This window comes from Wolbachia endosymbiont (group B) of Longitarsus flavicornis, from assembly GCF_964028135.1.
GTDB lineage: Bacteria > Pseudomonadota > Alphaproteobacteria > Rickettsiales > Anaplasmataceae > Wolbachia.
The window spans coordinates 1,129,475-1,152,413 of sequence record NZ_OZ034758.1 but is presented as its reverse complement, the minus strand read 5'-3'; the positions used below and the strand labels follow the sequence as shown (position 1 = coordinate 1,152,413).

The window sequence follows — 22,939 nt, the reverse complement described above, 5'->3', positions numbered from 1 at the left end:
CTAGCATATAGGCTTATATTCTTTCATTAGCGTAATATAATTTTGTGCAGATTGTGTAATATATTTTATCTCTTCACTTGACATCTTTTTGAAGATTTTTGCTGGCCTGCCAGCCCATATTTCACCACTTTTTATCACTTTTCCATGTGTCACCAGTGAGCCAGCAGCTACCATAGCTCCAGACTCCACAATCGCATGATCCATTATGATAGAGCCCATACCAATAAATGCTTTATCATGCACCGTGCATGCGTGTAATACGCAAAAATGTCCTACCGTCACCATACTACCAATAATCGTATCACCACCTGGGTTTCTATCTACATGAATTACAGTGCCATCTTGAATATTCGTTCCATCGCCTATTTTGATTGATCCAACATCTCCTCTGATCACACAATTAAACCAGATACTCGCATTCCTTCCTATTTCAACGTTACCTATGATACGCACACCATCTGCGATAAAAGAACTTTCATCCATTTTTGGTTCATAATCTTTGTATTTTAAAATGTGATAGCTCATAATTTAAATAAGGTTTAATACATACTTGGATTCCAGTAGTCAAGTTACTCGAGTAAAGATATTCTTGACTTATGATCCTTATGCTCCTAAAATCTTTATTTTTAGCTCTATTCATAATGTCAGTAACAGTACTTAGTGTACTTCAAATAATATTAGTTGTTGTATTGGTAATTTTAGTGCTCCTGCAGCCACCTGGAAGTAGTTCATTAAGTGGCTTTAGTAATTCACAACAGGGAATGAATTCAATAATTCCGGTAAAGTCTTCTGAAAATCCACTCAGTAGAATAACTTCTATAGTTGCTGGACTGTTCATTATAAATACACTGTTACTATCAGGATTATGTTCAAAAGATGTACATAAAAAATCAATTGCAGAGAAGATTATATCAGAAAAGAAGCAAGAAGGCCAATCAACTTCTGTTCCATTTGAAAATTAATGAAAGAAACCAAGTTTATCTTTGTTACAGGTGGAGTTGTTTCATCACTTGGTAAGGGTTTAGTTGCTTCAAGTGTGGGAGCACTTCTTCAAGCTCATGGATTCAATGTTCGCATCAGAAAGCTTGACCCATATCTCAACATTGATCCTGGAACAATGAGCCCAGCTCAGCACGGGGAAGTATTTGTTACTGAGGATGGTGCTGAAACTGATTTAGACCTTGGACATTACGAGCGTTTTACTAAAATTAAAGCAACCAAGGACGACAATATAACAACTGGTAAAGTATATAATAAATTATTAAAGAAGGAAAGGTGTGGTGATTATCTAGGCAAAACTGTGCAAATCATTCCTCATGTGACAGATTTAATCAAATCTTTCATTTTTAATGGTACAGAAGATTTAGATTTTGTAATATGCGAAATAGGCGGAACCGTAGGTGATATTGAAAGCCAACCGTTTTTGGAAGCTATACGCCAAGTTAATTATAAACTAGGAAAGCAAAAAGTTATCCTTATTCACTTAACTTTAATACCATATCTCACTGCAGCACAAGAATTAAAGACAAAACCGACACAGCATTCAGTTCGAGAGTTAAATTCTGCGGGGTTACAACCAGATATTATATTATGTCGCAGTGAAAAAGAAATTTCCGATAATCAAAAAGAAAAGATAGCCAATCTTTGCAATGTTTCTTTATCTAATGTAATACCTGCTCCTGATGTAAACCATATATACGAGTTACCGTCCTTGTATAATCAATGTGGGCTCGGGACACAAATTTTGGATCACTTTCACTTAAGTAAGCCAAAACCAAGCTTACCTGAATGGGACCAAATAGTACACTCTATGAAACATCCAACACAAGAAGTTATCGTTTCCATAGTAGGAAAATATACTGAATTTCCTGACGCATATAAATCACTGATTGAAGCATTAAACCATGGTGCAATTAGTAATAAAGCTAGAGTGAAGATAAATTGGGTCAACTCAAGAGAAGAGAATGGAAAATCTATAGATGCAAAGTTTATCAGAGAAAAATTACAAAGCTCTAATTCAGTCCTTGTTCCAGGAGGATTTGGTGATAATGGAATAGAAGGTAAAATATTAGCAATAAACTATGCCCGTGTAAATAACATTCCTTTTTTAGGAATATGTCTTGGTATGCAGCTTGCAGTGATTGAATTTGCTCGTAACGTTATTAAGCTTGAAGATGTACACTCTGAAGAATTTTATACTTGCAAACACCCAATCATCAAGCTCGCTGATGGTAAGAACGTTGATCTTGGTGGAACCATGAGACTTGGAACATACAAGTGTAATGTAAGTCCAAATTCAAAAATGGCAAATGTGTATAGTAGTGTCACTATTTCAGAAAGACACAGACACAGATATATAGTTAATTTAGATTATAAAAATAACTTAGAAGAGAATGGAATGATATGCAGTGGTATATCAGAAGATAAAACATGCATAGAGGCAGTGGAGCTAAAAAATCACTCATGGTTTATTGGTGTGCAATTTCATCCAGAATTTCAATCAAGACCATTTTCTCCTCATCCTCTCTTTACATCATTTATTAAGGCAGCTATTGACAATAGAGTTTAATAGAACTTAATAAACTATATTCTAATAGAGAGGTAAAAAATGTTACTAAGAAATAGTAAAGATAGCATTACATATGGATCTGCGACCTTCGAGGAATTGAATAGGCATGTAGAACAAATAATATATAAATTAGAGGAGGATCAAATTATAGAGGATATAATGGAAGAAGTAGTTGTAGCTATAAACGAACTAAAATCGGTAGAAGAAATAAAAAAATATTTAAAGCGAGAAATAGATAGCCTTGTAAAAAGGACAATAGTCCTTAGTGAATTCTATAACCTAGAAAAAATAGAAAAGCCAAGAAAAGAAAATTATATTTACCCAAGCACCTAATGTTTAAGTACCAATACATGGAACTTGCCATAGAGCAAGCAAAACTTGCTCAGAAAGATGGCGAAGTGCCAATAGGTGCTGTAATAGTTAATGGAAACAATATCATCTCCTCTGCACACAATATATCTAATGATCCAACTGCACATGCAGAAATGTTAACAATTAGACAAGCATTTTCAACTTCCACGCTTTATGAAGCTAAAATGTACGTAACGTTAGAGCCGTGCCCGATGTGCGCTCAAGCTATCTCTTTTGCAAAAATTAAACGTCTGTACTTCGGGGCTTACAATCCCAAAGGTGGAGGAGTTGAAAACGGCACTAGAATATTTCAATTCTGTAACCACATACCTGAAGTTTATGGTGGAATATTAGAAACAAAATGTTCTCTTTTGTTAAAAGATTTCTTTGAGAAATTGAGAACTTAGTTTAAGATGTGTGAGATTGTTTCAATATTTTTTGAGTAAAATCTGTATTATAACTCTTTCGTATATTTGACCAATTTTCTCATGCAACGTACATAAGGGGTGTTATTACGATAACTCCGTTGCAGAAAAGTTTACTCAAAAGGGAGCTTCTTATTGATACTTCTCAACGTTCTGTTCAACAAACTAGAACTTCCATATTTAAACACGTAGAAATTAGATTTCTTGCACTACTAGAATTTAAAGAGTTCCAGCGCGTAACGCTGGAATCTAGATTTTCTTGCTAAATCCCAGCTGGGATGACGCTTAGTTATGCAAGAAATCTATTTTTTATCATAAATAACTTAAATATTATATTATAAACTCTGCTAAATTTATTCTCACAACAAAAACTTCTTCTCTACTTTTTTTTGAGTAAGGTCACCAATTCTATTTTTCTAAAAAAGTGTTCTCTGAGCTGAAAAGCCCAGAAAACGGGAGTGTTAAATAAACCATACGCGTCAAGTTAAGGAAATAAAGGTATGAAAGAGATAGAATAATAAGGTATAAGTTCTCCCAGATATACTTTTAGTGAGAGAACCAATGAATAAAATAACTAGCTTATCAAAAAAGCTCAAAGAATTTTTTAATGAAAAAGCAGAGAAAATCTCAATTACAACAAGGTTTATAAAAAGAAAGAGAAAGCTAAAAGGTTCATCATTCGTAAAAGCCATGGTCTTGGGTAATATAGGAGTTGATAATTGTAGCGTAGAAACAATGTGTCAATTACTAAACGAGGACTCGATAGATATAACAAAACAAGGTTTGGATTTTAGATTTACTGAAGAAGCAGTGGAATTTATGAAAAGGATGTATAATGAATCTGTGATTCTCTTTAAAAATATCTTGCAAGTTGATTGCAAAATCTTACAGCAATTTAATAGTGTTAAATTATTGGACAGTAGCTATATTACTCTACCTAACAGTATGGAAGAGATGTATAAAGGTTATGGTACTAGCTACAGTGGCTATGAAAGCAATACTAAGTATGGAATAAAGTTACAATTAGTTTTCGACTACATGAATCAGATAATAGACCAACTTAATTTAACGGAGGGGGTAAGATCAGACCCACTGCCATTAAGTTAAGGGAAAGAGAAGTTAAGATTGGACAAAAAATTTGAAGTGATTGATAATTATGGTAAATACTAGGGTGAATTTTTAAGAAAAGGGAGTCTGAAAAGTGCAAGTTATTTAAAAAAGTAATAATTGCAGGTTATTTTGCAAAGAATGTACTAATGCAATGATACTGAAAAGATATCTTGAATTTAAAACACATGTTTTCTAGCTCTTTTCTGGTAGTTGAGTGAACGAATATCAGATATCTTATGACGATCAACTCTTCTCCCTTTTCTCACCACTAAAGTGTTCATCAAAAATAACTGTGATAGTCGATCCATAATGCAGTCTATGTCTGACTCTGTAGAAAAAATATCAAAGGCTAAGTTTTTAATCGCATTAAATGAGACAGATTTATTGATGCTTTTTTTTAGTTTACTATTCTGTGAGCTCAATGTCTCTTCATCATCTTCTATCATGATACTTTCTAGATTACTGATGAAGATAGTTGACCAAAAATCCTGCTTGATAGTTTCAATACTTTTTCCTGTGAAATTCTCTAAATTTAATCTTCCCTTCAGCCTAGAAAAAAATGTTTCTACTCCCCAGCGCAAGTAATATAATCTCTCAAACTCTTCAACTGTAAAACGTTTCTCATCTAACAGAGATGTTACTAACACTTCAACTTCGCCAGAAGAAAGTATTATTTTGACTAACCTGAATTTCATCTCATCAGGTAATCCTAGCTTTCGTAGCTGTCTTGCTACTTTAATAGGTGCGGTAGACACTACCACCGTACTAGATGGGCTTTCCGGCTTAAACATAGCGTTTATTTCATTGAAAGACGAACTTGAACAGCGAATTATATAATTGATTTTCCTTCCTGTAAGCTCAGCAAGAAATCGATAAGATACGTATCCTCTATCACAGATTAACAAATCGTCTGATTTTATGGATTCAAGCATACCGATTGCTAAATCAACCTCATAGCTGTCACCTCTACTTAGCACAGATTTTATTGCAATATTATTTAGCATATCGTAGCAAACTTCAAAGGTTGCACTTGTATAGTCTTCAAATCTCTGGATTCCATTCCATACTGCTCTTGAGCTAAACTCACCTATTATTTTGTCGCTCTTTGGCAGAATCAGTATTGAAGCATCAAATGCAAGTACTCTGAAGCCATGGTGGGTTTTAAATTCCTGATCTTGGTAGTATAGGGAAACTATATCATCATTTAACTCTGAAAACGCAGTATGTTTTAGCTTCTTTCTTGCTTGAGTAAATGCACTTGCCGTAATTGTATAATCTTTTCTTGTATGCAGAACAAACTCATTAAGCATCACTTGTAATGACTTTACACTCTTTCTAAAAATCAGGAGAAATACATTAACGAAGGGCAGCTTTCTTTTTCGTGAGAAGTCTTTTGAGGATGCTCTGTGTGCGTTTATAAAGTTTAAACTCATCAATTTATTTTTTATAAACATGATTATTCTTTTTTTTACTCATGTCATTACTTCTTTTAATTTGTGAATCTTACCTGATTTTATAATACAGTTCATCACTTTTCCTTAACTTAATGGCAGTGGGTCTGATCTTACCCCCTCCGTTAAATTAAGTTGGTCTATTATCTGATTCATGTAGTCGAAAACTAATTGTAACTTTATTCCATACTTAGTATTGCTTTCATAGCCACTGTAGCTAGTACCATAACCTTTATACATCTCTTCCATACTGTTAGGTAGAGTAATATAGCTACTGTCCAATAATTTAACACTATTAAATTGCTGTAAGATTTTGCAATCAACTTGCAAGATATTTTTAAAGAGAATCACAGATTCATTATACATCCTTTTCATAAATTCCACTGCTTCTTCAGTAAATCTAAAATCCAAACCTTGTTTTGTTATATCTATCGAGTCCTCGTTTAGTAATTGACACATTGTTTCTACGCTACAATTATCAACTCCTATATTACCCAAGACCATGGCTTTTACGAATGATGAACCTTTTAGCTTTCTCTTTCTTTTTATAAACCTTGTTGTAATTGAGATTTTCTCTGCTTTTTCATTAAAAAATTCTTTGAGCTTTTTTGATAAGCTAGTTATTTTATTCATTGGTTCTCTCACTAAAAGTATTTCTGGGAGAACTTATACCTTATTATTCTATCTCTTTCATACCTTTATTTCCTTAACTTGACGCGTATGGTTTATTTAACACTCCCAAGCTTAATAGACAAATGGTAGGCAAAAAGCTTGTTACACCACCTCCAACGTTTCCATTACCCTTTTCCTTAAGTCATAACTATATGCTACTGGCATCCTTACCTTCACTACTATAAATCCATATCTTACTCTTTTTGGACTATTATGAGAAGGGCTATAGTTCCTTCTTTCTTTATCATTTATTTTGATAGTTCCAATCCTATCCTATGTTTATCACTATAACCAACACTGCCTGGCTCTAAATTAAAAAGCATCTTCGCTCCTCTTGTTTTTACATTTTAGTATAATGCAGATAATTTGTATTATCATAATCCTGGACCATATCTCCTTGCATTTACTTTGAGTAGTTGATTTTTATTAACCCCCTCTAGAAAGCTAGATGGATTTTCTATTGTATAATCTGACTGTTTAATAGCCTTATCTAACTCTTCAAATACGCTGCTATTTCTTTTAAAATACCCATATTCTATAGCTGTTAAAACACTTTTCCCCCCTAATAGACAATTTAGCCCTAAACTTGATTTATTCTCTAATTTGTTAAATCTTACTTCATCGACAAGCCTCACCTCTATTTTATTACTATCTTTCTCATTAGGACATAGATGAATACTGATCTCTCCTACTTCAGTGGTAAAAGACATTTCAATGATATCTCCTGAGATGTCTGTATAATTTCTCCTTCCTTCTATGTTTTCAACTCTAATTATACTTTTTCCAACTTGAACTATACCAATATTTAGATTTAAATCTTTAGCTTTTTGATTATTGAATATCTTTGCAACTTCAATAGTACTACTTTGTGGGTAATCTATACAAAAATATCCATTATCTATTTCTAGTTCAAAGTCATGTTCATCAATTTGCTCACTTTTACTTATAATACTTTCAAGTGCTAACTCCTTCAGCTTTGAAAGGTTTGCTTTTCGCTGACCTAAGGTATCTTTATCTGAACAAATTACGTTTACTACATCTCCATGCTCTTCATCGCTAAATCTGTTTAAAGATGCACCTTCTGATATTATCTGAAATATTTTTTTCTTGTGTAAAAACTCATAAATTCGAGTAGTGTCAGCAGATAAATATAGCTTTGGGAATGTGTCAGCTATACGATCTATCAAGGACATATCAGATTTATATGGAAAAGTGAACATTATTCCTTGTTTTAGTGCTTCGTTTATAACTTTATCAAGTTCTTTTTCGCACTCCTCATAATCTTCTTCGCTACCAGAGTAACCTAAAATGTCCAGATAATCATGGATCTTATTTATTTTTTGCCAAATACTTTCATACTTTTCTTCTTCTCTTGTATTCGGTTTTACTTTCGCTAAAGAAAAAGAATCTTTTTGACGAATTAAAACAAAAGTATCTTTTTCTTTATGAATTATGGCTTCATCATAGAATAGTTGACTGTAACGCCTACCAAAACTTTCATCATAATCAGGGCAAGGGCTAACATTGTTGTCATCGTCACTTTCACTATCCGTTTCGTTCCATACTTCAATTGGGAAATCATTATTTTCAAGGTTTTCATCTTCACTTGTTCGACAATTTTCTGTTTTTCCATATAGCCAGGTTGATTTCTGGTCATCGCTACTTTCATCGTCATCTTCATTCCATACTCCAATCTCGAAATCATTATTTTCAAGGTTTTTATCTTCACTTGTTCGATAATTTTCTGCTTCTCTATCTGGTAAGGTTGATTCTTGGTCATTATTATCAATAATATGTTTAATTTTCACTTCAGGTACAAACTGAAGCTTTGCTATTTCTTCTCTTACGTTTTCTTTGTTTATTTCATCTGCAAGAGACACTTCATTACTAATATAGAAATTTTTCTGTTTTAAACTTTCGTTTTCCTTCTGCAGTCTATTGAATTCTGCAAATAGTTCTTTATACTCTGATAAATAAATACAAAATTGATCTCTTACATCATTAAGCTCCTTCTCTTTTTCTAATATCTGATTTTCATAATCACCTTTCAAATCCTCTATACTGTTTATCAGCACTGTACTTTCTTTTCTTACTCTATTTAACTCATCTTCAGTCAAAACCAGTTTTTGCTGTAACTCTTCATTTATTTTGTCTGTTAACTGAATTTCATTCTTTGCCTCTTTTAATTGATTATTTAAGTTCTTAATTATATCACTTTTGTTCTGAGTTTCTAATAATAATATTTCTATTTTCTGTTTTAGCTGTTCGATGTCTTGATCATTTTCAGTTAAATTTCTCGTCCTTCTTTGTAATTCAACTTCAAGCCTTTTAATTTTCCCTTCTAGGGTTTGCATTTCTCTGGTAAGTTCACTTACTTCTTCGTAATACTCTTCTACTCTTTTCTTATAGTGTTTTTGTAACTCTACATTTTTTTTAAGATCAAAATTTTCTTGTTGTAGATTTTCTATTTTACTTTTCAAACTATCTATTGCTTGATTTTCTTCATTGCTAATCTCAAATACCTCTTCAGGAAAATCTTCAAATTCACAAGATGAATTGACTTCAAGGTCGTTACTACCAAATAAATTGTATTGTACTACCTGCTTTAAACTAAACATACCTATACCCCCTACTAAAATAAACAAGTAATATATTGTATGCGCTATATATCATAAATACAATCAATTTGAATATAATCTATTTACTAATTCGTATTATGAATTTTTATAGAGTAGGTTTAGGTGTAAAATATTATAATACCATTAAAGCAGGTGAATAAAGCACAGTCTTTTTGAGAGGATAAATTTAATGAAAAGACCATACTAATTAGTGTTATAAGGAATTGAATTATTGACTCTTCTGAAATTGCAAAAAAGATCGTATATTTTTGAGAACAAGCAGCGTAAAAATAAGGTTATAAAAATAGAAGATTTAAATTATTTTCATAAGCTTAGGCAAATTAGTTCGTATATAAATTTGGTGAAAGTAGGCTAAAATAGCTAGTTTCGTGTTGTATTAAAATTACTATAAAGGAAAGTTAGCATAGGTTGCGTGGTAGACCATGCCATCCCAAGAAAAACAGTTCTCACGTCTCTTGATTTTGAGCACTGGAAATGGTTAATTTGCTTGAGATCTTAATAATATATCTTGCTAAATTAATAGTATTTTACTTGCGGAAGAATTAATAAGCGTATGATAAAAACAGAATTTAAAAAAATGAAAGATCAGATTGACCTTATCAAGAGGCTCTTATTGAAAATTATTGCAAGTCTGAAATTTTCTATAATATTACTGGCCCTTTAATTTAACCAACAAGTAGTAAAATCTTTTATAGATATTAATCCATTTTTACCTTTTAGTGGACTTATTTATTAATATTAAATTTTGCATTTCTTATAATATTATTCACAGTTTCAATATCATCATTAAAAGAGCGATATGCATTTTCTACTGAAGTTTTATCATCAACGAAGTAGTTATAAGGATTTGTCATACGTGAATGAATGTCAAAGAAAACGCACTTGCCATCAATCATACCTCTGTATATATATGTATCATAAGCAGTACCTGCTTCACCTTCACCTGTATAAAGATATATAAAGTGATACCCATCTATCAATATTTTATCTGGTAACACTTTTTCCTTGCTGTTAAAACTCATGAATGTTGGGTAACTACTATAACATGTTTCTTCTAAAACATCACCCTTGCTAATTAGCACATCCCCTCTTATGCAATAGTGGTAGATATCAGACTTATCAATTTCGAATGAGACAACTTTTCTTGAGTCTTTTATGAGAGAATCATTTTTGTAATGAGCTATCAGGGCAGTATTGTCATCATCTATAATCATATTACTAGGTAGTGGTAGCTGCAAATCACTTTCTTGATCGTAAAACACATCTAGCTTTTCTTTTGCAAGAAGTGGCAAATGAAAAAAAAGAGCGAAAATAAAAATTCTAAATAAAGAAACACTATACATCTGCAAAATTATGATGAAATAAGAAAAATCTCTTCCTAATCATACAGGTTACTTTAATTCTCTTCTACTCTATTTATTGATATACGTTGGACTTATAGTGTAAAAAAAGTTAAACCAAATTCCAAAAATGTGTATAGCTAATAAAAAACCTTATATTAAGCCTGTTAAAACCCTTTTATCAAAATATTACTTTTGGTTAGAAAAAATCCTACAATATTAATTGACAAATTTTAGAATCTGTTCGTAATCTTTTGAGGAGTAAAGCAATAAGAGCCAGAACGACCATTTGTAAGCTGGTGTTGAGTTTACGCTTGTAATTTTTCCATAACCTTCTACATTTTTCCAACCAAGCAAAAGAGCGTTCCACAACCCATCTTTTGCGCAATACGACAAACCTGTGAAATTTGCTTCACCTCAACAGTTGCACCAATAGTATCTTTTATTTGAGTTGCAAAATTTTCTCCAGTGTAGCCAGCATCAACTAGTATATTTTTTAACTTCAGAGAGGTTTTCTTTAGCATTTTTAACCATTTTTACAGCACTACTACGATCAGCTGCTTCTGCCGTTGTTATATGAATTGCGTGTGGGAGACCTTGTGTATCAACTGCGATATGAACGCTTTATACCTGAAATCTTTTTACCTGCATCATAGCCTTTACTTTCAGCGGTATCTGTATTTTTAACACTTTGAGCATCAATTATACAGAAACTGGTTTTCTCTTTCCTACAATTGTTCTTTCTAACTAATTTTTTTAAAACACTCTCCGAAATACTTTCTTTATCTTTCCATTTTTTAAAGTAGTCGTAACAACTTCTCCATTTTGGAAACTCTTGTGCTCCACTGGCAACAGCTTTTTAGGACGTACAGCACTCCACAAAATACATCATACAAATCAAGTCTTCTTGGCTTTGTTTTTTTCTACAAGATTCTAGATCTGGTAAAATTATCTTGAATTTTTCACGACTTATGTCACTTGGGTATACACTTCTCATATATCTAACTTATATAAATTATCTCCTACTTTATTCCTTCTTTGATATCATGTACATTTTCTTAAATGTTGTTATATTGGAAGAGTTTCCTTAATTTAACTTTTATGGTCAAAAAGAGGAAAATCTCCCCTTACCTTATACTTTACTAATGCACTCCGGTGTTTTCTGCTCTGCTTTCTTTTTGGGTTTCTTAAAAAGTTTTTTCCATAAAGATGTTTTTTTTGCTTCACTATTTATTGGATCTACATTATCAATTTTCATCACAGTTGTTGGCAATAGTTGTACATTTTTTGATTTTGGAGGTTGAGCTTCTTCTAAATCAGAGGAATAACCAGAGGACTGTCCACTATTGTCCCCTTTTTTTGTATCAGTAAACTTTATAGATGAAAAAATATGCTCTAAAATTATACCACGAATGAAGTCATGATCATTCTGACTTTCCACCTGATTTTTCTCTTCTTGTTGTTTCTCTACCCTTTCGATATACTCTTCTTGTGTTTTGAGCTCAGTATTATCTTTTATTTCCACATTCGATAGATGCTCACTTTTTTTTCTCCTATTCTCTAGACATTTTTTCAATTCCTCCTGTAACCCTTCACTGTGGTCCTTAGGTTTAGTAAAAGAGGAATTTTTTAATGAACCACTATCAAGAAATTCTTTACTAACAGCGCTATCTTTTTGTAGCTTCCAATTATTCAAACCTTCAGTTGGGAAAGGAGGCGGTGGTGGTACACTCACATCTTGATTTGGAAGAGGCGGAGGAGATGGTATAAATGGTGCACTATTGGGTTCTATTTTAGAGGAAGTAGTGGTTGATGGCATAGATTTTTGTGCCTCTATGAGTTTTTTTCTTTCTTTTTTTTCGCTTGATTGAATACCTTCATAATCATCACTTCAACCAGATTCATTTCCAGAATGTTCGCTTGCACTACTTGAGAATGAAGCACATTTCCTTATACCATTTATTTTTTCATAAAGAGATGCAAGAATACCTTCATCCCTATTCTGCTTCTTTCTTTCCTCTAATTTGCTACCAACTCTTATAGCATATTCTTTTTGTGTTTTGAGCTCAGTATTATCTTTTATTTCCACATTCGATAGATGCTCACTTTTTTTTCTCCTATTCTCTAGGCATTTTTTCAATTCCTCCTGTAACCCTTCACTATGGTCCTTAGGTTTAGTAAAAGAGGAATTTTTTAATGAACCACTATCAAGAAATTCTTTACTAACAGCGCTATCTTTTTGTAGCTTCCAATTATTCAAACCTTCAGTTGGGAAAGGAGGCGGTGGTGGTACACTCACATCTTGATTTGGAAGAGGCGGAGGAGATGGTACACTAACTTGTGGTACTTGAAGAGCAGACATCTTTTCCGGTGTTTTTGTGCTAATGTCATTATTAGTAATAGAGTTCAAAGTAGGCAAAGATGGTGTGCTAGTATCATTACCATGTGGTTTCTCTTCAAGAATATTACACGTATTTTTATTATTTATTGCAGCTGATTTGACAAGGTATACTGTTGAACTTAATGCAATTATTGCAGATACAGAAGCAATTGCCACAAAAAGCAGTGGTATCGTAGTAGCATTCAAAATTGCTAAACTTACAGGGTAAATAAATATTCCAGTTGTAAGTGCAGATGTACATAGCAAGAAAGTGGCAATAGAATACTTTAATGGAGACGAAGCTTTAGAAGTGCTCATTTTTAACCTCATATATTAACAATGCTAATGATAGTATTGTTAGCAGCTTATATCAACTAAAAAATTATGTATTGAACTTACAGTACGTAGCTTTGATATAGAAGTTTGAGTAACGTTATGATAGTAATTTATATAATTCTTTGTGCTATTTTTATAGCTATTTTAGACAGTTCATTAGACTCTTAATTAGGGGATATTTCTAACTTAGAAAAGGTTTTTATAAGTGTTAAAGTGAATAAGTAGGAATATTATGTTTTTTCTTTGAGTTGTGAAATTTCAGAATGAGAGAGACCGGTAATTTGAGCTATAACATCAATAGAGACACCTGCCTTGAGTGAGTTTTTTGCAACTTCGATTTTTTCTTCTTGCCTACCTTCTTGTCTACCTTTTTCTTGACCAACTCTAAGGCCCTCATCAAATTTTTGAGCAAAAGCAGCAATCTCATCCATTATGCGTTTTTTCATTTGTTCATATGCTAGTAACTCTTCTTCTGACCAATTAAACTTATTCATCTCTTCATAAGCTCGTTTTATTATTACGTCACTACCAACTATCTTATCTAGATCCTCTTCCCTTGTTTCTCCTGCATAGCGAAAAAAGTAACACCATTTTTCTACTATATTTTCTAGTTGGTCTTCTTTTGTCTTTGTAAATTTTGGTAGTTCTATGAATACGAAGTAAAAATCCTTTAAGTCATGTTCAAAGCTATTTTGATCTAAAATGACATGATTAGATTTGTATTCAGCCTTATCTGGAAAAATAATACAATCAGCAACAGCAATAAAGATAATTTCTTTAAGGTTATGATAATCATCACCTTGATCAGCTTGACTTGAGTAGGCTTTGGCAGCATAATATTGAGCACGTTTTTCGAAGCCCTTGGTCTTAGTGAACTGCATCTCTATAATGTATCTTGAACCTTGAGAGTCTTTACAAAGAACATCGACAATACTTTGCTTTTTAGCGGCAATCTCAGGATCCAAAATGGTAGCTAAGAATTCAACATCGTGAATAGCAGCTAAGCCAGTAAAGCCTAAAATATCGTTCAAGAAATGAATGAGAATATCTTTGTTTTTCTCAGTGCCAAATATTCTTTTGAAGGCATAATCGTTGCGTGCATCAAGAAATTTAGAAAAAGCCATGATAAATTAACCTAGAAAGCATTAATAATTATACACAATTGTGAAGAAATATTCAACGTTTTTATGCTAAAGTCTATTAAAGTTAGCTAAACTTCAAGAGTTGACAAAAAACTACCTTCATAGATAACCCTAAAATGCCATTGCGCACCTTAGATGTTATATTTTATCATCTTTTACAACTCCCTCTATAAACCCCAGCAAATGAATTCATGAGCTATTAAGAGCTTAAAAATATTTATTTTCAGTGTGAGAGACTAACCTCCTAATAAAAATACGAGCCTAAAAGCTCAATTACGATTTACCTAACATCGTGAGGACAGGTTTGTCAATCTCTCACACCTTACATTTTAAAATATTAAAAAAATAATATCAACATGTTTCGGTAGCAAATTTACGTTGAATCTATATCCTGTAAGTATGGGCGAAAAAAAGAAGGTTATAATATATACAGATGGAGCATGTTCTGGAAATCCGGGGCCTGGTGGATGGGCAGCCGTGGTGATGTATGAAAATAAAAGTATCTTTATCAAAAAACGCATCTCTGGAGGTGAAAACAAATAACAAAATGGAGTTAAAGGCTGTGATTAACGGGCTAAAGATGTTGAAAGTTTCTTGCAAAGTTGTTTTACACACTGATAGTCAGTATATTAAACAAGGTATAACAGAGTGGATCAATAAGTGGAGAACAAATGGTTGGAAGACAGCCAATAAAAAATCAGTAAAAAACATTGAGTTATGGAAGGAATTGGATGAAATTGTCTTGCAGCATGATATTAACTGGAAGTGGGTTAGAGCTCACAACGGTAATATGTACAATGAGGAGGCAGATAGACTTGCTAGAAAGGAATCTAAAAAGCTAAAATATAGAGATTGTGAGATCAAGAAATCACAAAAAAATAGAGGGAGCTCTAAGTTTCATAGATTGGAGGGAGTGTTATGGCAATAATTCTTTTAGACACAAAAACTATAAATCGTATAGCAGCGGGAGAGGTAATAGAGCACTGCCATTAAGTTAAGGGAAAGAGAAGTTAAGATTGGACAAAAAATTTGAAGTGATTGATAATTATGGTAAATACTAGGGTGAATTTTTAAGAAAAGGGAGTCTGAAAAGTGCAAGTTATTTAAAAAAGTAATAATTGCAGGTTATTTTGCAAAGAATGTACTAATGCAATGATACTGAAAAGATATCTTGAATTTAAAACACATGTTTTCTAGCTCTTTTCTGGTAGTTGAGTGAACGAATATCAGATATCTTATGACGATCAACTCTTCTCCCTTTTCTCACCACTAAAGTGTTCATCAAAAATAACTGTGATAGTCGATCCATAATGCAGTCTATGTCTGACTCTGTAGAAAAAATATCAAAGGCTAAGTTTTTAATCGCATTAAATGAGACAGATTTATTGATGCTTTTTTTTAGTTTACTATTCTGTGAGCTCAATGTCTCTTCATCATCTTCTATCATGATACTTTCTAGATTACTGATGAAGATAGTTGACCAAAAATCCTGCTTGATAGTTTCAATACTTTTTCCTGTGAAATTCTCTAAATTTAATCTTCCCTTCAGCCTAGAAAAAAATGTTTCTACTCCCCAGCGCAAGTAATATAATCTCTCAAACTCTTCAACTGTAAAACGTTTCTCATCTAACAGAGATGTTACTAACACTTCAACTTCGCCAGAAGAAAGTATTATTTTGACTAACCTGAATTTCATCTCATCAGGTAATCCTAGCTTTCGTAGCTGTCTTGCTACTTTAATAGGTGCGGTAGACACTACCACCGTACTAGATGGGCTTTCCGGCTTAAACATAGCGTTTATTTCATTGAAAGACGAACTTGAACAGCGAATTATATAATTGATTTTCCTTCCTGTAAGCTCAGCAAGAAATCGATAAGATACGTATCCTCTATCACAGATTAACAAATCGTCTGATTTTATGGATTCAAGCATACCGATTGCTAAATCAACCTCATAGCTGTCACCTCTACTTAGCACAGATTTTATTGCAATATTATTTAGCACATCGTAACAAACTTCAAAGGTTGCACTTGTATAGTCTTCAAATCTCTGGATTCCATTCCATACTGCTCTTGAGCTAAACTCACCTATTATTTTGTCGCTCTTTGGCAGAATCAGTATTGAAGCATCAAATGCAAGTACTCTGAAGCCATGGTGGGTTTTAAATTCCTGATCTTGGTAGTATAGGGAAACTATATCATCATTTAACTCTGAAAACGCAGTATGTTTTAGCTTCTTTCTTGCTTGAGTAAATGCACTTGCCGTAATTGTATAATCTTTTCTTGTATGCAGAACAAACTCATTAAGCATCACTTGTAATGACTTTACACTCTTTCTAAAAATCAGGAGAAATACATTAACGAAGGGCAGCTTTCTTTTTCGTGAGAAGTCTTTTGAGGATGCTCTGTGTGCGTTTATAAAGTTTAAACTCATCAATTTATTTTTTATAAACATGATTATTCTTTTTTTTACTCATGTCATTACTTCTTTTAATTTGTGAATCTTACCTGATTTTATAATACAGTTCATCACTTTTCCTTAACTTAATGGCAGTGAGGTAATAGAGAGGCCAGCAAAAGGAATTAGTAGAAAATGCAATAGATGCTGGAAGTTCAGAGATAGAGATCAAAATAGAAAGTGGTGGACGTAACCTTATAACTGTGACAGATGATGGAAATGGAATAGAAAAGGACGACTTAGAACTAGCATTTATGAGGCATGCCACTTCAAAATTAAGCGATAGTGAGTTAATAGAAATCAAGCACCTTGGGTTTAGGGGAGAAGCTTTACCTTCAATTGCAGCAGTAAGCAGAATGAAATTATCGTCTAAGGCAAGTGGAGCAAAGGAAGCATGGTCTATAAGGTATGAGGGAGGAGAAAAAATAAGAGAGATTACCCCTTGTTCTTTGTTGCAAGGTACATATATTGAAGTTCGTGACTTATTTTTTGCTACACCAAATAGACTAAAGTTTCTAAAAACTGAAAGGGCAGAAACACAAAGTATTGTTGATATTGTGAATAACTTAGCGATGATTAATTATAGTATTGGGTTTACTCTCACTTCTGGTAATAAAAAGCTCTTAAAATATGTTAAGCAAACTTCGCTGTTCAACAGATTATGTGAAATAGAAGAAGAATTTCAAAGCAATTCACTGGAAGTTAAAGAGGAAGAAGAAGGCATCAAACTTAAGGGACACATCTGTAAACCTAATGTCAATCGTGGCAACTCAACTCAGATTTATACGTTTGTTAATGGAAGGCCAATAAAAGACAATCTACTTGTTGGTGCAATTAGATATGCGTATCACGATTTTATTCCAAACAATAGGTATCCTTTTGCAGTGTTGCATTTAGAAGTACCATATGACCAAGTAGATGTAAATGTGCATCCAAATAAATCGGAAGTAAGATTTCAGAATAAAAGGCTAATATATGAAATAGTGAGAAGAGGGATAATAAAAACACTATCAACGAGATTTGCAGCGGGTGATCAAGGTATTGGAGAGGAGCTAATTTTTAATGATAGTAAAAGCCAAGAGCAGGTTGATAGTCAAGAGAAAAAAGATCAAAAAGAGTTTTATGAAAAGAGACCAAGTCTTTTAGAAAATCGTCTAATGAAAGAATTCAATGCACCAGATGAAAGAAGACAAAGCTTACCAGAAACTTTTAAGTATGGAGAATCCCTACCCCAAAAGGGAACGATGGTTTTAGAAAGGAAGCAAATTGATTTGGTAGAGGATCATCCCCTAGGATATGCACGTTGTCAGGTCCACAATACTTACATTATTGCTGAGGCTGGAGATAGGCTGATTATAGTAGATCAACATGCAGCCTATGAGAGGTTGATCTACGAGTGCTTAAAGCAAAAATCAAGCATAAAAAGACAAAAACTTCTCCTTCCTGAAATAGTTGAGATTAAAAACCAAGCAGGGACGGAGATGGTTGAAACTTATAAAGATAAGCTTTTTGAAATGGGTTTTGGTATTGAAATAGAATCAGAAGATAAAATAATGGTGAAAGAAATACCTTCAATCTTGGGAACAATAGGTATAAAAGAGATGCTAGTTGATATAGTAGATAAGTTAACGGAAATGGAAGATACGTTGTCAATAGAGGATAAGGTGAATAAAATATCAGCCACAATCGCTTGCCATGGAGCAGGAAGAAAAATGAAATTGGAAGAGATGAATGAGATACTAAGACGAATTGAGAAAACTCCATATTCTGGTCATGAAAGACCAACGTATATAGAAATGAAACTAAGTGATATAGAAAAATTGTTTGAAAGGAGATGAGTTCAGTTTGTCAAAAAGGTTCCCAATTAAGTATACGTAACAGCTCTTCTGGTTATGGAGTATAAAATGTGAAAAAAGAGAATAAATGCTCTAATTTTTTAGATTACAAAGTAATAGGACAGGAAGTAAGAAATCATAGACTAGCAAAGGGATATACTCAAAAAGATTTAGCAAAAAAAATCGATACAACATATCAGGTAATACTGCAATATGAAAAAGGAACACGCAGAATTTCAATTAAGAAATTATATGAATTAGCAGAAGCATTATCAACAACTGCTAGAGATCTAGCTTGCGGACAAGAAGTATCAAATGAGGAAAGGTATGAGGAAGAAGAGATATTAAATCTAGTAAGAAGACATAAAGAGATTAAGGATCAAGAATTACGCGAAACGTTTTATTTATTAACTAAATTCATCCGTATTAGTGAGGAAGAGAGTGGAAAGGCAGTAAAAGTAGAGGTGGCAAAGGGTTTAGTTAAGGAAGGAGTTTCTGCTCATGTTATCTCTCAAACGACCAGTTTATCTATTGATGAATATGATAATGATGAGAAAAAAATTTCCATTCCGTATAAAGTAGGTCAAAGAATAAAAGAATGGAGATTGAGAAGAGGATACACTCAAGAAGATTTAGCAAGTAAAGTGGGCATAATAAATCAAAGAATATATGAATATGAACAAGGACGAGCTGCTGTTTCACTTGAAATGTTAGATGAAATAGCAAAGATGCTATTAATTAATATTACAGATCTGCTTCCAGAAACAAGAGAAAATGAGAATAGTGAAGTGGAACTATCAAGGTTAATAGAAGAATATAAAAAGATTAAAAGCCAAGAACTACGTCATGTACTAATAAAATCTCTGTTTGAAAGCATACAAGTTTGCAAAGAGAAAGTGAAGAGAGTAGAAAAGATGAGAATTGCAAAGAATTTAGTTAAGGAAGGAATTTCTATCAATATTATTTTAAAAACAGTGGGCATCTCTTTAGACGAAATTCAACAAATTTAAAATAAAAAATCAGTATATATTAATATCTTTACCTATTCATGAAAAAATAAGTAAAAAAGATTGAGAAATTGATTTAACTTCACTCAAAAGCTATGGCTTTATGCCAATGCTGACAAAAAAACAGCAGTAAATATATAAAAACATTTTGTTATTAGTGAAGGGTAATTTTTATGAATAATAAGAAAGATCGTAGAGAAGAAATAGAGTTCAGAGCATTAGAAAGCAACGGTAAAGCTCTACTTGATCGTGAAGTAATAGAAACGTTTCTAAGTGCAGTGCATGACAGGGAAGAAGCTCGAGTTATTGCTAGAAAGCTAATAGATAGTTTTGGAATAGGAGGAATTTTAGGTCAGGAAATAGATGACTTGAAAACTATAGAAGGGATAACTGACTCTACAGTAGCAGTAATTTTATGTCTAAAGGAAGCTGCAAAGAGAGTACCAAGAGAAGAGTTAAAGAAAGGACCTGTAATGGATAACTTGGAAACCATCGTAAAATATTTAAGGGTTAGTATTGGCTATTCAGAGGAGGAAAAGATGAAAATAATATATTTTGATCAAAAGTGCCGTTTAAAGGGGGAAGAAGTGTTCACTGGTACAGTGGATAAGGTACCTTTTTACATAAGAGAAGTAACAAGAAAGGCATTAATAAGAAAAGCGACGTCAATAATAATATCGCATAACCACCCAGAAGGAAGGTTAAAGCCATCTGATGAGGATGAAGCTGTAACTAAAGACTTGGCTAAAGCTTGTCAGACTATAGGGATTAGGTTACTGGATCACATTATCATCACAAGTGTTGGGTATTTTAGCTTTAAAGAGCAAGGACTGTTATAAAGCAGATATTTGAAGATTTTCATGAGTTGTTTAACTACTTGAATGAAGAAAGTATTTGCAAGTGCATTAATTATTGCTTACAATTAATGAGAAAGTATATATTAAATTAATAATAAAGTAATAAAGTCGGTTATAGACTTAGTTAAATATATTTAATAGCGGAGGCTAATATGAGTAATAAAATAATTGTACCTTTTGATGATCAAGAAGGAGGTACTTACGAGTTAAACATTGATCTTGATAGATTATCAAAAGGTGAGGTGTTAAATGCTATTGTAGGAATAGGTCGTACTAAGGAGCAATCCACCTTTGTAAGCAAAATTAATAAGGCTAAAAAGCCTGAAGAAATAGCACCTTTCCCTGGTAGAGAAGTTCGCGAAAACAAAATCAACTATGGGAAAGGATTTGACTATGTTTATGGCACAAAACCTGTAAGTGATCAAGAAGATAAAAATCCATTTGCTTCAGCTTTGAAAAAAATAAAGCCGAGTGCAGAAACTTTGAGCTGGTTAAAAAGTGAAGTGGTAGAGGCAAAGAATGTAAATGAATTGCACAAAGTTATAGACAAAGTACTAGCCTCAGGAGCAAGAATAAATGCATGTGATGACGGGGAATGGAGTTTTGCAGAGTATGTAGTATTAGGTACACATTTTCATAAATTTGATAAGGTTGATCGTAAAAAGCTAATACGTAAATTAATGCTAAGCGGTGCAGAGTTTCATGATACTTTATTGGAGAATAAATTGATAGGTGAAATCTATAATGAGCTACAACCAGAAGTTCAGCCACAGATAGATGAGAGACTAGAAGAACTAGAGAAAGCTGGCGAAAATGCTATGCAAGAAGGAGAATTAATAGATGTTGAGATAGATAATACAACATCGTATATAGAATTTTCTGGGGATAGCAAGGTAGAGGTAGCCAAAATACTGAGAGAGTTAGGAAGTAATATTTTAAAAATTGGCAATGATGCAGTTGAGGTTAAAAGTGAGAAGGGAGGTATAAGAAACTATATCGATATGTCAGATGAAAGCTCTATTATATTAGAGTTTCCTACAAGCATTGGTAAGCTAAATATTATATTGTACCACGATGTAAAAAAATATGATCAAGTACAAGTCAGAGTAGAAAACAAGGAAATGTGGGCTGAGTTACAAAAAAGAGGCGAAGAAATAGGAAAAAACTGCCTTTTTGGAGGAGTGAAACTTCAAGAAGCAGTAGAGAAAGGTAATTTCACTAGATGTGGCATATGGAGTGAAAAGTATGCTATAAAAGAGGTTAGCAATAATGAAGTATTGTCTCCGTGGGTAAATAGAATACGTGAAGGTAGTAAAGAAACCTTTAGAGAACTTTAATGCGTCTACAGCCAACTTTAAGGTTCCAGAGGTTTTTTCTTACCGTTATATCTGGAGCCTTTGAGCTATAGTAGAAAATATTATATGTATGGTTCTTTGTATGGAAAAAAGTCTAGACTGTGAAGTAGGGCAAAAAGTGAAAAGTTGGAGGTTAGAGAGAGGGTATACTCAGAAGGATTTAGCTGAGAAAATTGGTGTAAAGTACTGGGCAATACTGCAATATGAAAAAGGGAGTCGTAAAATTCCAATTAAGAAGTTATATGCCATAGCAGAAGCATTATCAGTGAATGTTAAAGGTCTAGTTTGTGGAGAGACACTACCAAATGAAAAAAGATATTTTGAAGATGAAGAAATATTAAATTTAGTAAAGGGGTATAAGGATGAAGAATTAAGCGAGGTATTTTATTTATTAAACAAATTTATTCGTTTGAGCGAGGAAAGAAGCAGAAAAGCGGTAAAAATAGAAGTAGCAAGGGGTTTGATGAAAGTAGGAGTTTCTGCTCATGTTATCTCTCGAACAACTAACCTATCTATTGGTGAGTATGAGGAGAACAAAATTTCGGTTCCATACAAAGTAGGGCAAAGGATAAAAGAGTGGAGATTGATACGAGGATATACACAAAAAGATTTAGCGAATAAAGTTGGCATAACAAATCAAGGAATATACGAATATGAACAAGGGAGAGCTTCTGTTTCACTTGAAATGTTAGATGAAATAGCAAAGGTATTATCAATCAGTATCATAGATCTACTTCCCGAATCAGATGAAGAAGTGGAAGAAAAGCTATCAAACTTGATAGAAGAATACAAAAAGATTGAGAGTCGGGAATTACGCGATATGCTAATCAAGTCTTTATTTAAAGGTATACATGTTTGTAGAGAAAAGGTCAGAGAGGAAAAGAAGATTGAAGTTGCAAGGAATTTAGTGAAAGAAGGAATTTCTGTTGATATTATCTTGCAAACGACAGGCTTATCAAATTATATGATTGAGAAATTTTTGTGATTTCATAAAAACTTAGCCAATAGTGGA

At 32.9% G+C, this 22,939-nt stretch carries 16 protein-coding genes and 6 pseudogenes; 12 read left to right on the top strand and 10 right to left on the bottom strand.

Annotated features, from left to right (window positions below; genetic code table 11):
• A complete protein-coding gene (locus ABWU45_RS05325; protein WP_265025079.1) occupies nt 1–525 on the bottom strand; it encodes a gamma carbonic anhydrase family protein in 525 nt (174 codons plus the stop codon).
• Nucleotides 526–641: 116 nt separating this feature from the next.
• On the opposite strand from ABWU45_RS05325, the gene secG reads away from it, so the two are divergent.
• The 5 genes and pseudogenes from secG to ABWU45_RS05300 all read left to right on the top strand — a co-directional run.
• A complete protein-coding gene (gene secG, locus ABWU45_RS05320; RefSeq protein ID WP_007302593.1) occupies nt 642–962 on the top strand; it encodes a preprotein translocase subunit SecG in 321 nt (106 codons plus the stop codon).
• Entirely contained in the window at nt 962–2,569 is a 1,608-nt protein-coding gene (locus tag ABWU45_RS05315; RefSeq protein ID WP_353278096.1) for a CTP synthase, read from the top strand. The genes secG and ABWU45_RS05315 overlap by 1 nt, the downstream gene beginning before the upstream one ends.
• A 39-nt stretch (nt 2,570–2,608) precedes the next feature.
• The gene (locus ABWU45_RS05310) at nt 2,609–2,902 is read left to right on the top strand and encodes a hypothetical protein (protein WP_007302591.1); all 294 of its coding nucleotides are present in this window, start codon (nt 2,609–2,611) and stop codon (nt 2,900–2,902) included.
• 17 nt (nt 2,903–2,919) lie between these two features.
• Nucleotides 2,920–3,327 carry a nucleoside deaminase gene (locus ABWU45_RS05305; RefSeq protein WP_353278094.1) on the top strand — a complete coding sequence of 136 codons (408 nt, stop codon included), beginning with the start codon at nt 2,920–2,922 and terminating at the stop codon, nt 3,325–3,327.
• A 567-nt stretch (nt 3,328–3,894) separates the two neighbouring features.
• Nucleotides 3,895–4,434, top strand: a pseudogene (locus ABWU45_RS05300) (IS4 family transposase); the annotation flags it as partial.
• A 197-nt stretch (nt 4,435–4,631) separates the two neighbouring features.
• Here the strand turns inward: ABWU45_RS05300 and ABWU45_RS05295 are convergent.
• The 8 genes and pseudogenes from ABWU45_RS05295 to ABWU45_RS05260 all read right to left on the bottom strand — a co-directional run bounded on the left by ABWU45_RS05295 (nt 4,632) and on the right by ABWU45_RS05260 (nt 14,397).
• Nucleotides 4,632–5,909, bottom strand: a complete 1,278-nt coding sequence (locus ABWU45_RS05295) for an IS4 family transposase (RefSeq protein ID WP_353277926.1) — start codon at nt 5,907–5,909, stop codon at nt 4,632–4,634.
• Nucleotides 5,910–6,011: 102 nt separating this feature from the next.
• Nucleotides 6,012–6,551: pseudogene (locus ABWU45_RS05290) on the bottom strand (IS4 family transposase); the annotation flags it as partial.
• 401 nt (nt 6,552–6,952) lie between these two features.
• Nucleotides 6,953–9,196, bottom strand: a complete 2,244-nt coding sequence (locus ABWU45_RS05285) for a hypothetical protein (RefSeq protein WP_353278092.1) — start codon at nt 9,194–9,196, stop codon at nt 6,953–6,955.
• Between the two features lie 746 nt (nt 9,197–9,942).
• The gene (locus ABWU45_RS05280; protein ID WP_353278090.1) at nt 9,943–10,479 is read right to left on the bottom strand and encodes a hypothetical protein; all 537 of its coding nucleotides are present in this window, start codon (nt 10,477–10,479) and stop codon (nt 9,943–9,945) included.
• A gap of 289 nt (nt 10,480–10,768) precedes the next feature.
• Nucleotides 10,769–11,554: pseudogene (locus tag ABWU45_RS05275) on the bottom strand (IS5 family transposase).
• A gap of 135 nt (nt 11,555–11,689) precedes the next feature.
• Nucleotides 11,690–12,376 (bottom strand): hypothetical protein, encoded by a 687-nt coding sequence (locus ABWU45_RS05270; RefSeq protein WP_353278088.1) that lies wholly within the window; start codon nt 12,374–12,376, stop codon nt 11,690–11,692.
• Between the two features lie 72 nt (nt 12,377–12,448).
• A complete protein-coding gene (locus ABWU45_RS05265) occupies nt 12,449–13,255 on the bottom strand; it encodes a hypothetical protein (RefSeq protein ID WP_353278086.1) in 807 nt (268 codons plus the stop codon).
• A 248-nt stretch (nt 13,256–13,503) separates the two neighbouring features.
• On the bottom strand, nt 13,504–14,397 hold the full coding sequence (locus ABWU45_RS05260; RefSeq protein WP_265030109.1) for an Rpn family recombination-promoting nuclease/putative transposase: 894 nt from the start codon (nt 14,395–14,397) through the stop codon (nt 13,504–13,506).
• Nucleotides 14,398–14,814: 417 nt separating this feature from the next.
• Between ABWU45_RS05260 and rnhA the strand changes: the two are divergent.
• Nucleotides 14,815–15,241, top strand: a pseudogene (gene rnhA, locus ABWU45_RS05255) (ribonuclease HI); the annotation flags it as partial.
• 92 nt (nt 15,242–15,333) lie between these two features.
• Nucleotides 15,334–15,396, top strand: a pseudogene (locus ABWU45_RS08390) (DNA mismatch repair protein); the annotation flags it as partial.
• Nucleotides 15,397–15,592: 196 nt separating this feature from the next.
• On the opposite strand, the gene ABWU45_RS05250 reads toward ABWU45_RS08390, so the two are convergent.
• A complete protein-coding gene (locus tag ABWU45_RS05250; protein ID WP_353277994.1) occupies nt 15,593–16,870 on the bottom strand; it encodes an IS4 family transposase in 1,278 nt (425 codons plus the stop codon).
• 122 nt (nt 16,871–16,992) lie between these two features.
• Between ABWU45_RS05250 and mutL the strand changes: the two are divergent.
• The 5 genes and pseudogenes from mutL to ABWU45_RS05225 all read left to right on the top strand — a co-directional run.
• Nucleotides 16,993–18,711: pseudogene (mutL, locus tag ABWU45_RS05245) on the top strand (DNA mismatch repair endonuclease MutL); the annotation flags it as partial.
• Nucleotides 18,712–18,779: 68 nt separating this feature from the next.
• Complete coding sequence (locus ABWU45_RS05240; RefSeq protein ID WP_353278084.1) at nt 18,780–19,718, top strand: helix-turn-helix domain-containing protein; 939 nt, start codon at nt 18,780–18,782, stop codon at nt 19,716–19,718.
• Nucleotides 19,719–19,888: 170 nt separating this feature from the next.
• Nucleotides 19,889–20,554 (top strand): RadC family protein, encoded by a 666-nt coding sequence (locus ABWU45_RS05235; RefSeq protein ID WP_143688905.1) that lies wholly within the window; start codon nt 19,889–19,891, stop codon nt 20,552–20,554.
• A gap of 170 nt (nt 20,555–20,724) precedes the next feature.
• Nucleotides 20,725–21,909 carry a hypothetical protein gene (locus tag ABWU45_RS05230; protein ID WP_353278082.1) on the top strand — a complete coding sequence of 395 codons (1,185 nt, stop codon included), beginning with the start codon at nt 20,725–20,727 and terminating at the stop codon, nt 21,907–21,909.
• Between the two features lie 100 nt (nt 21,910–22,009).
• Nucleotides 22,010–22,912 carry a helix-turn-helix domain-containing protein gene (locus tag ABWU45_RS05225; RefSeq protein WP_353279069.1) on the top strand — a complete coding sequence of 301 codons (903 nt, stop codon included), beginning with the start codon at nt 22,010–22,012 and terminating at the stop codon, nt 22,910–22,912.
• Nucleotides 22,913–22,939: the final 27 nt, after the last annotated feature.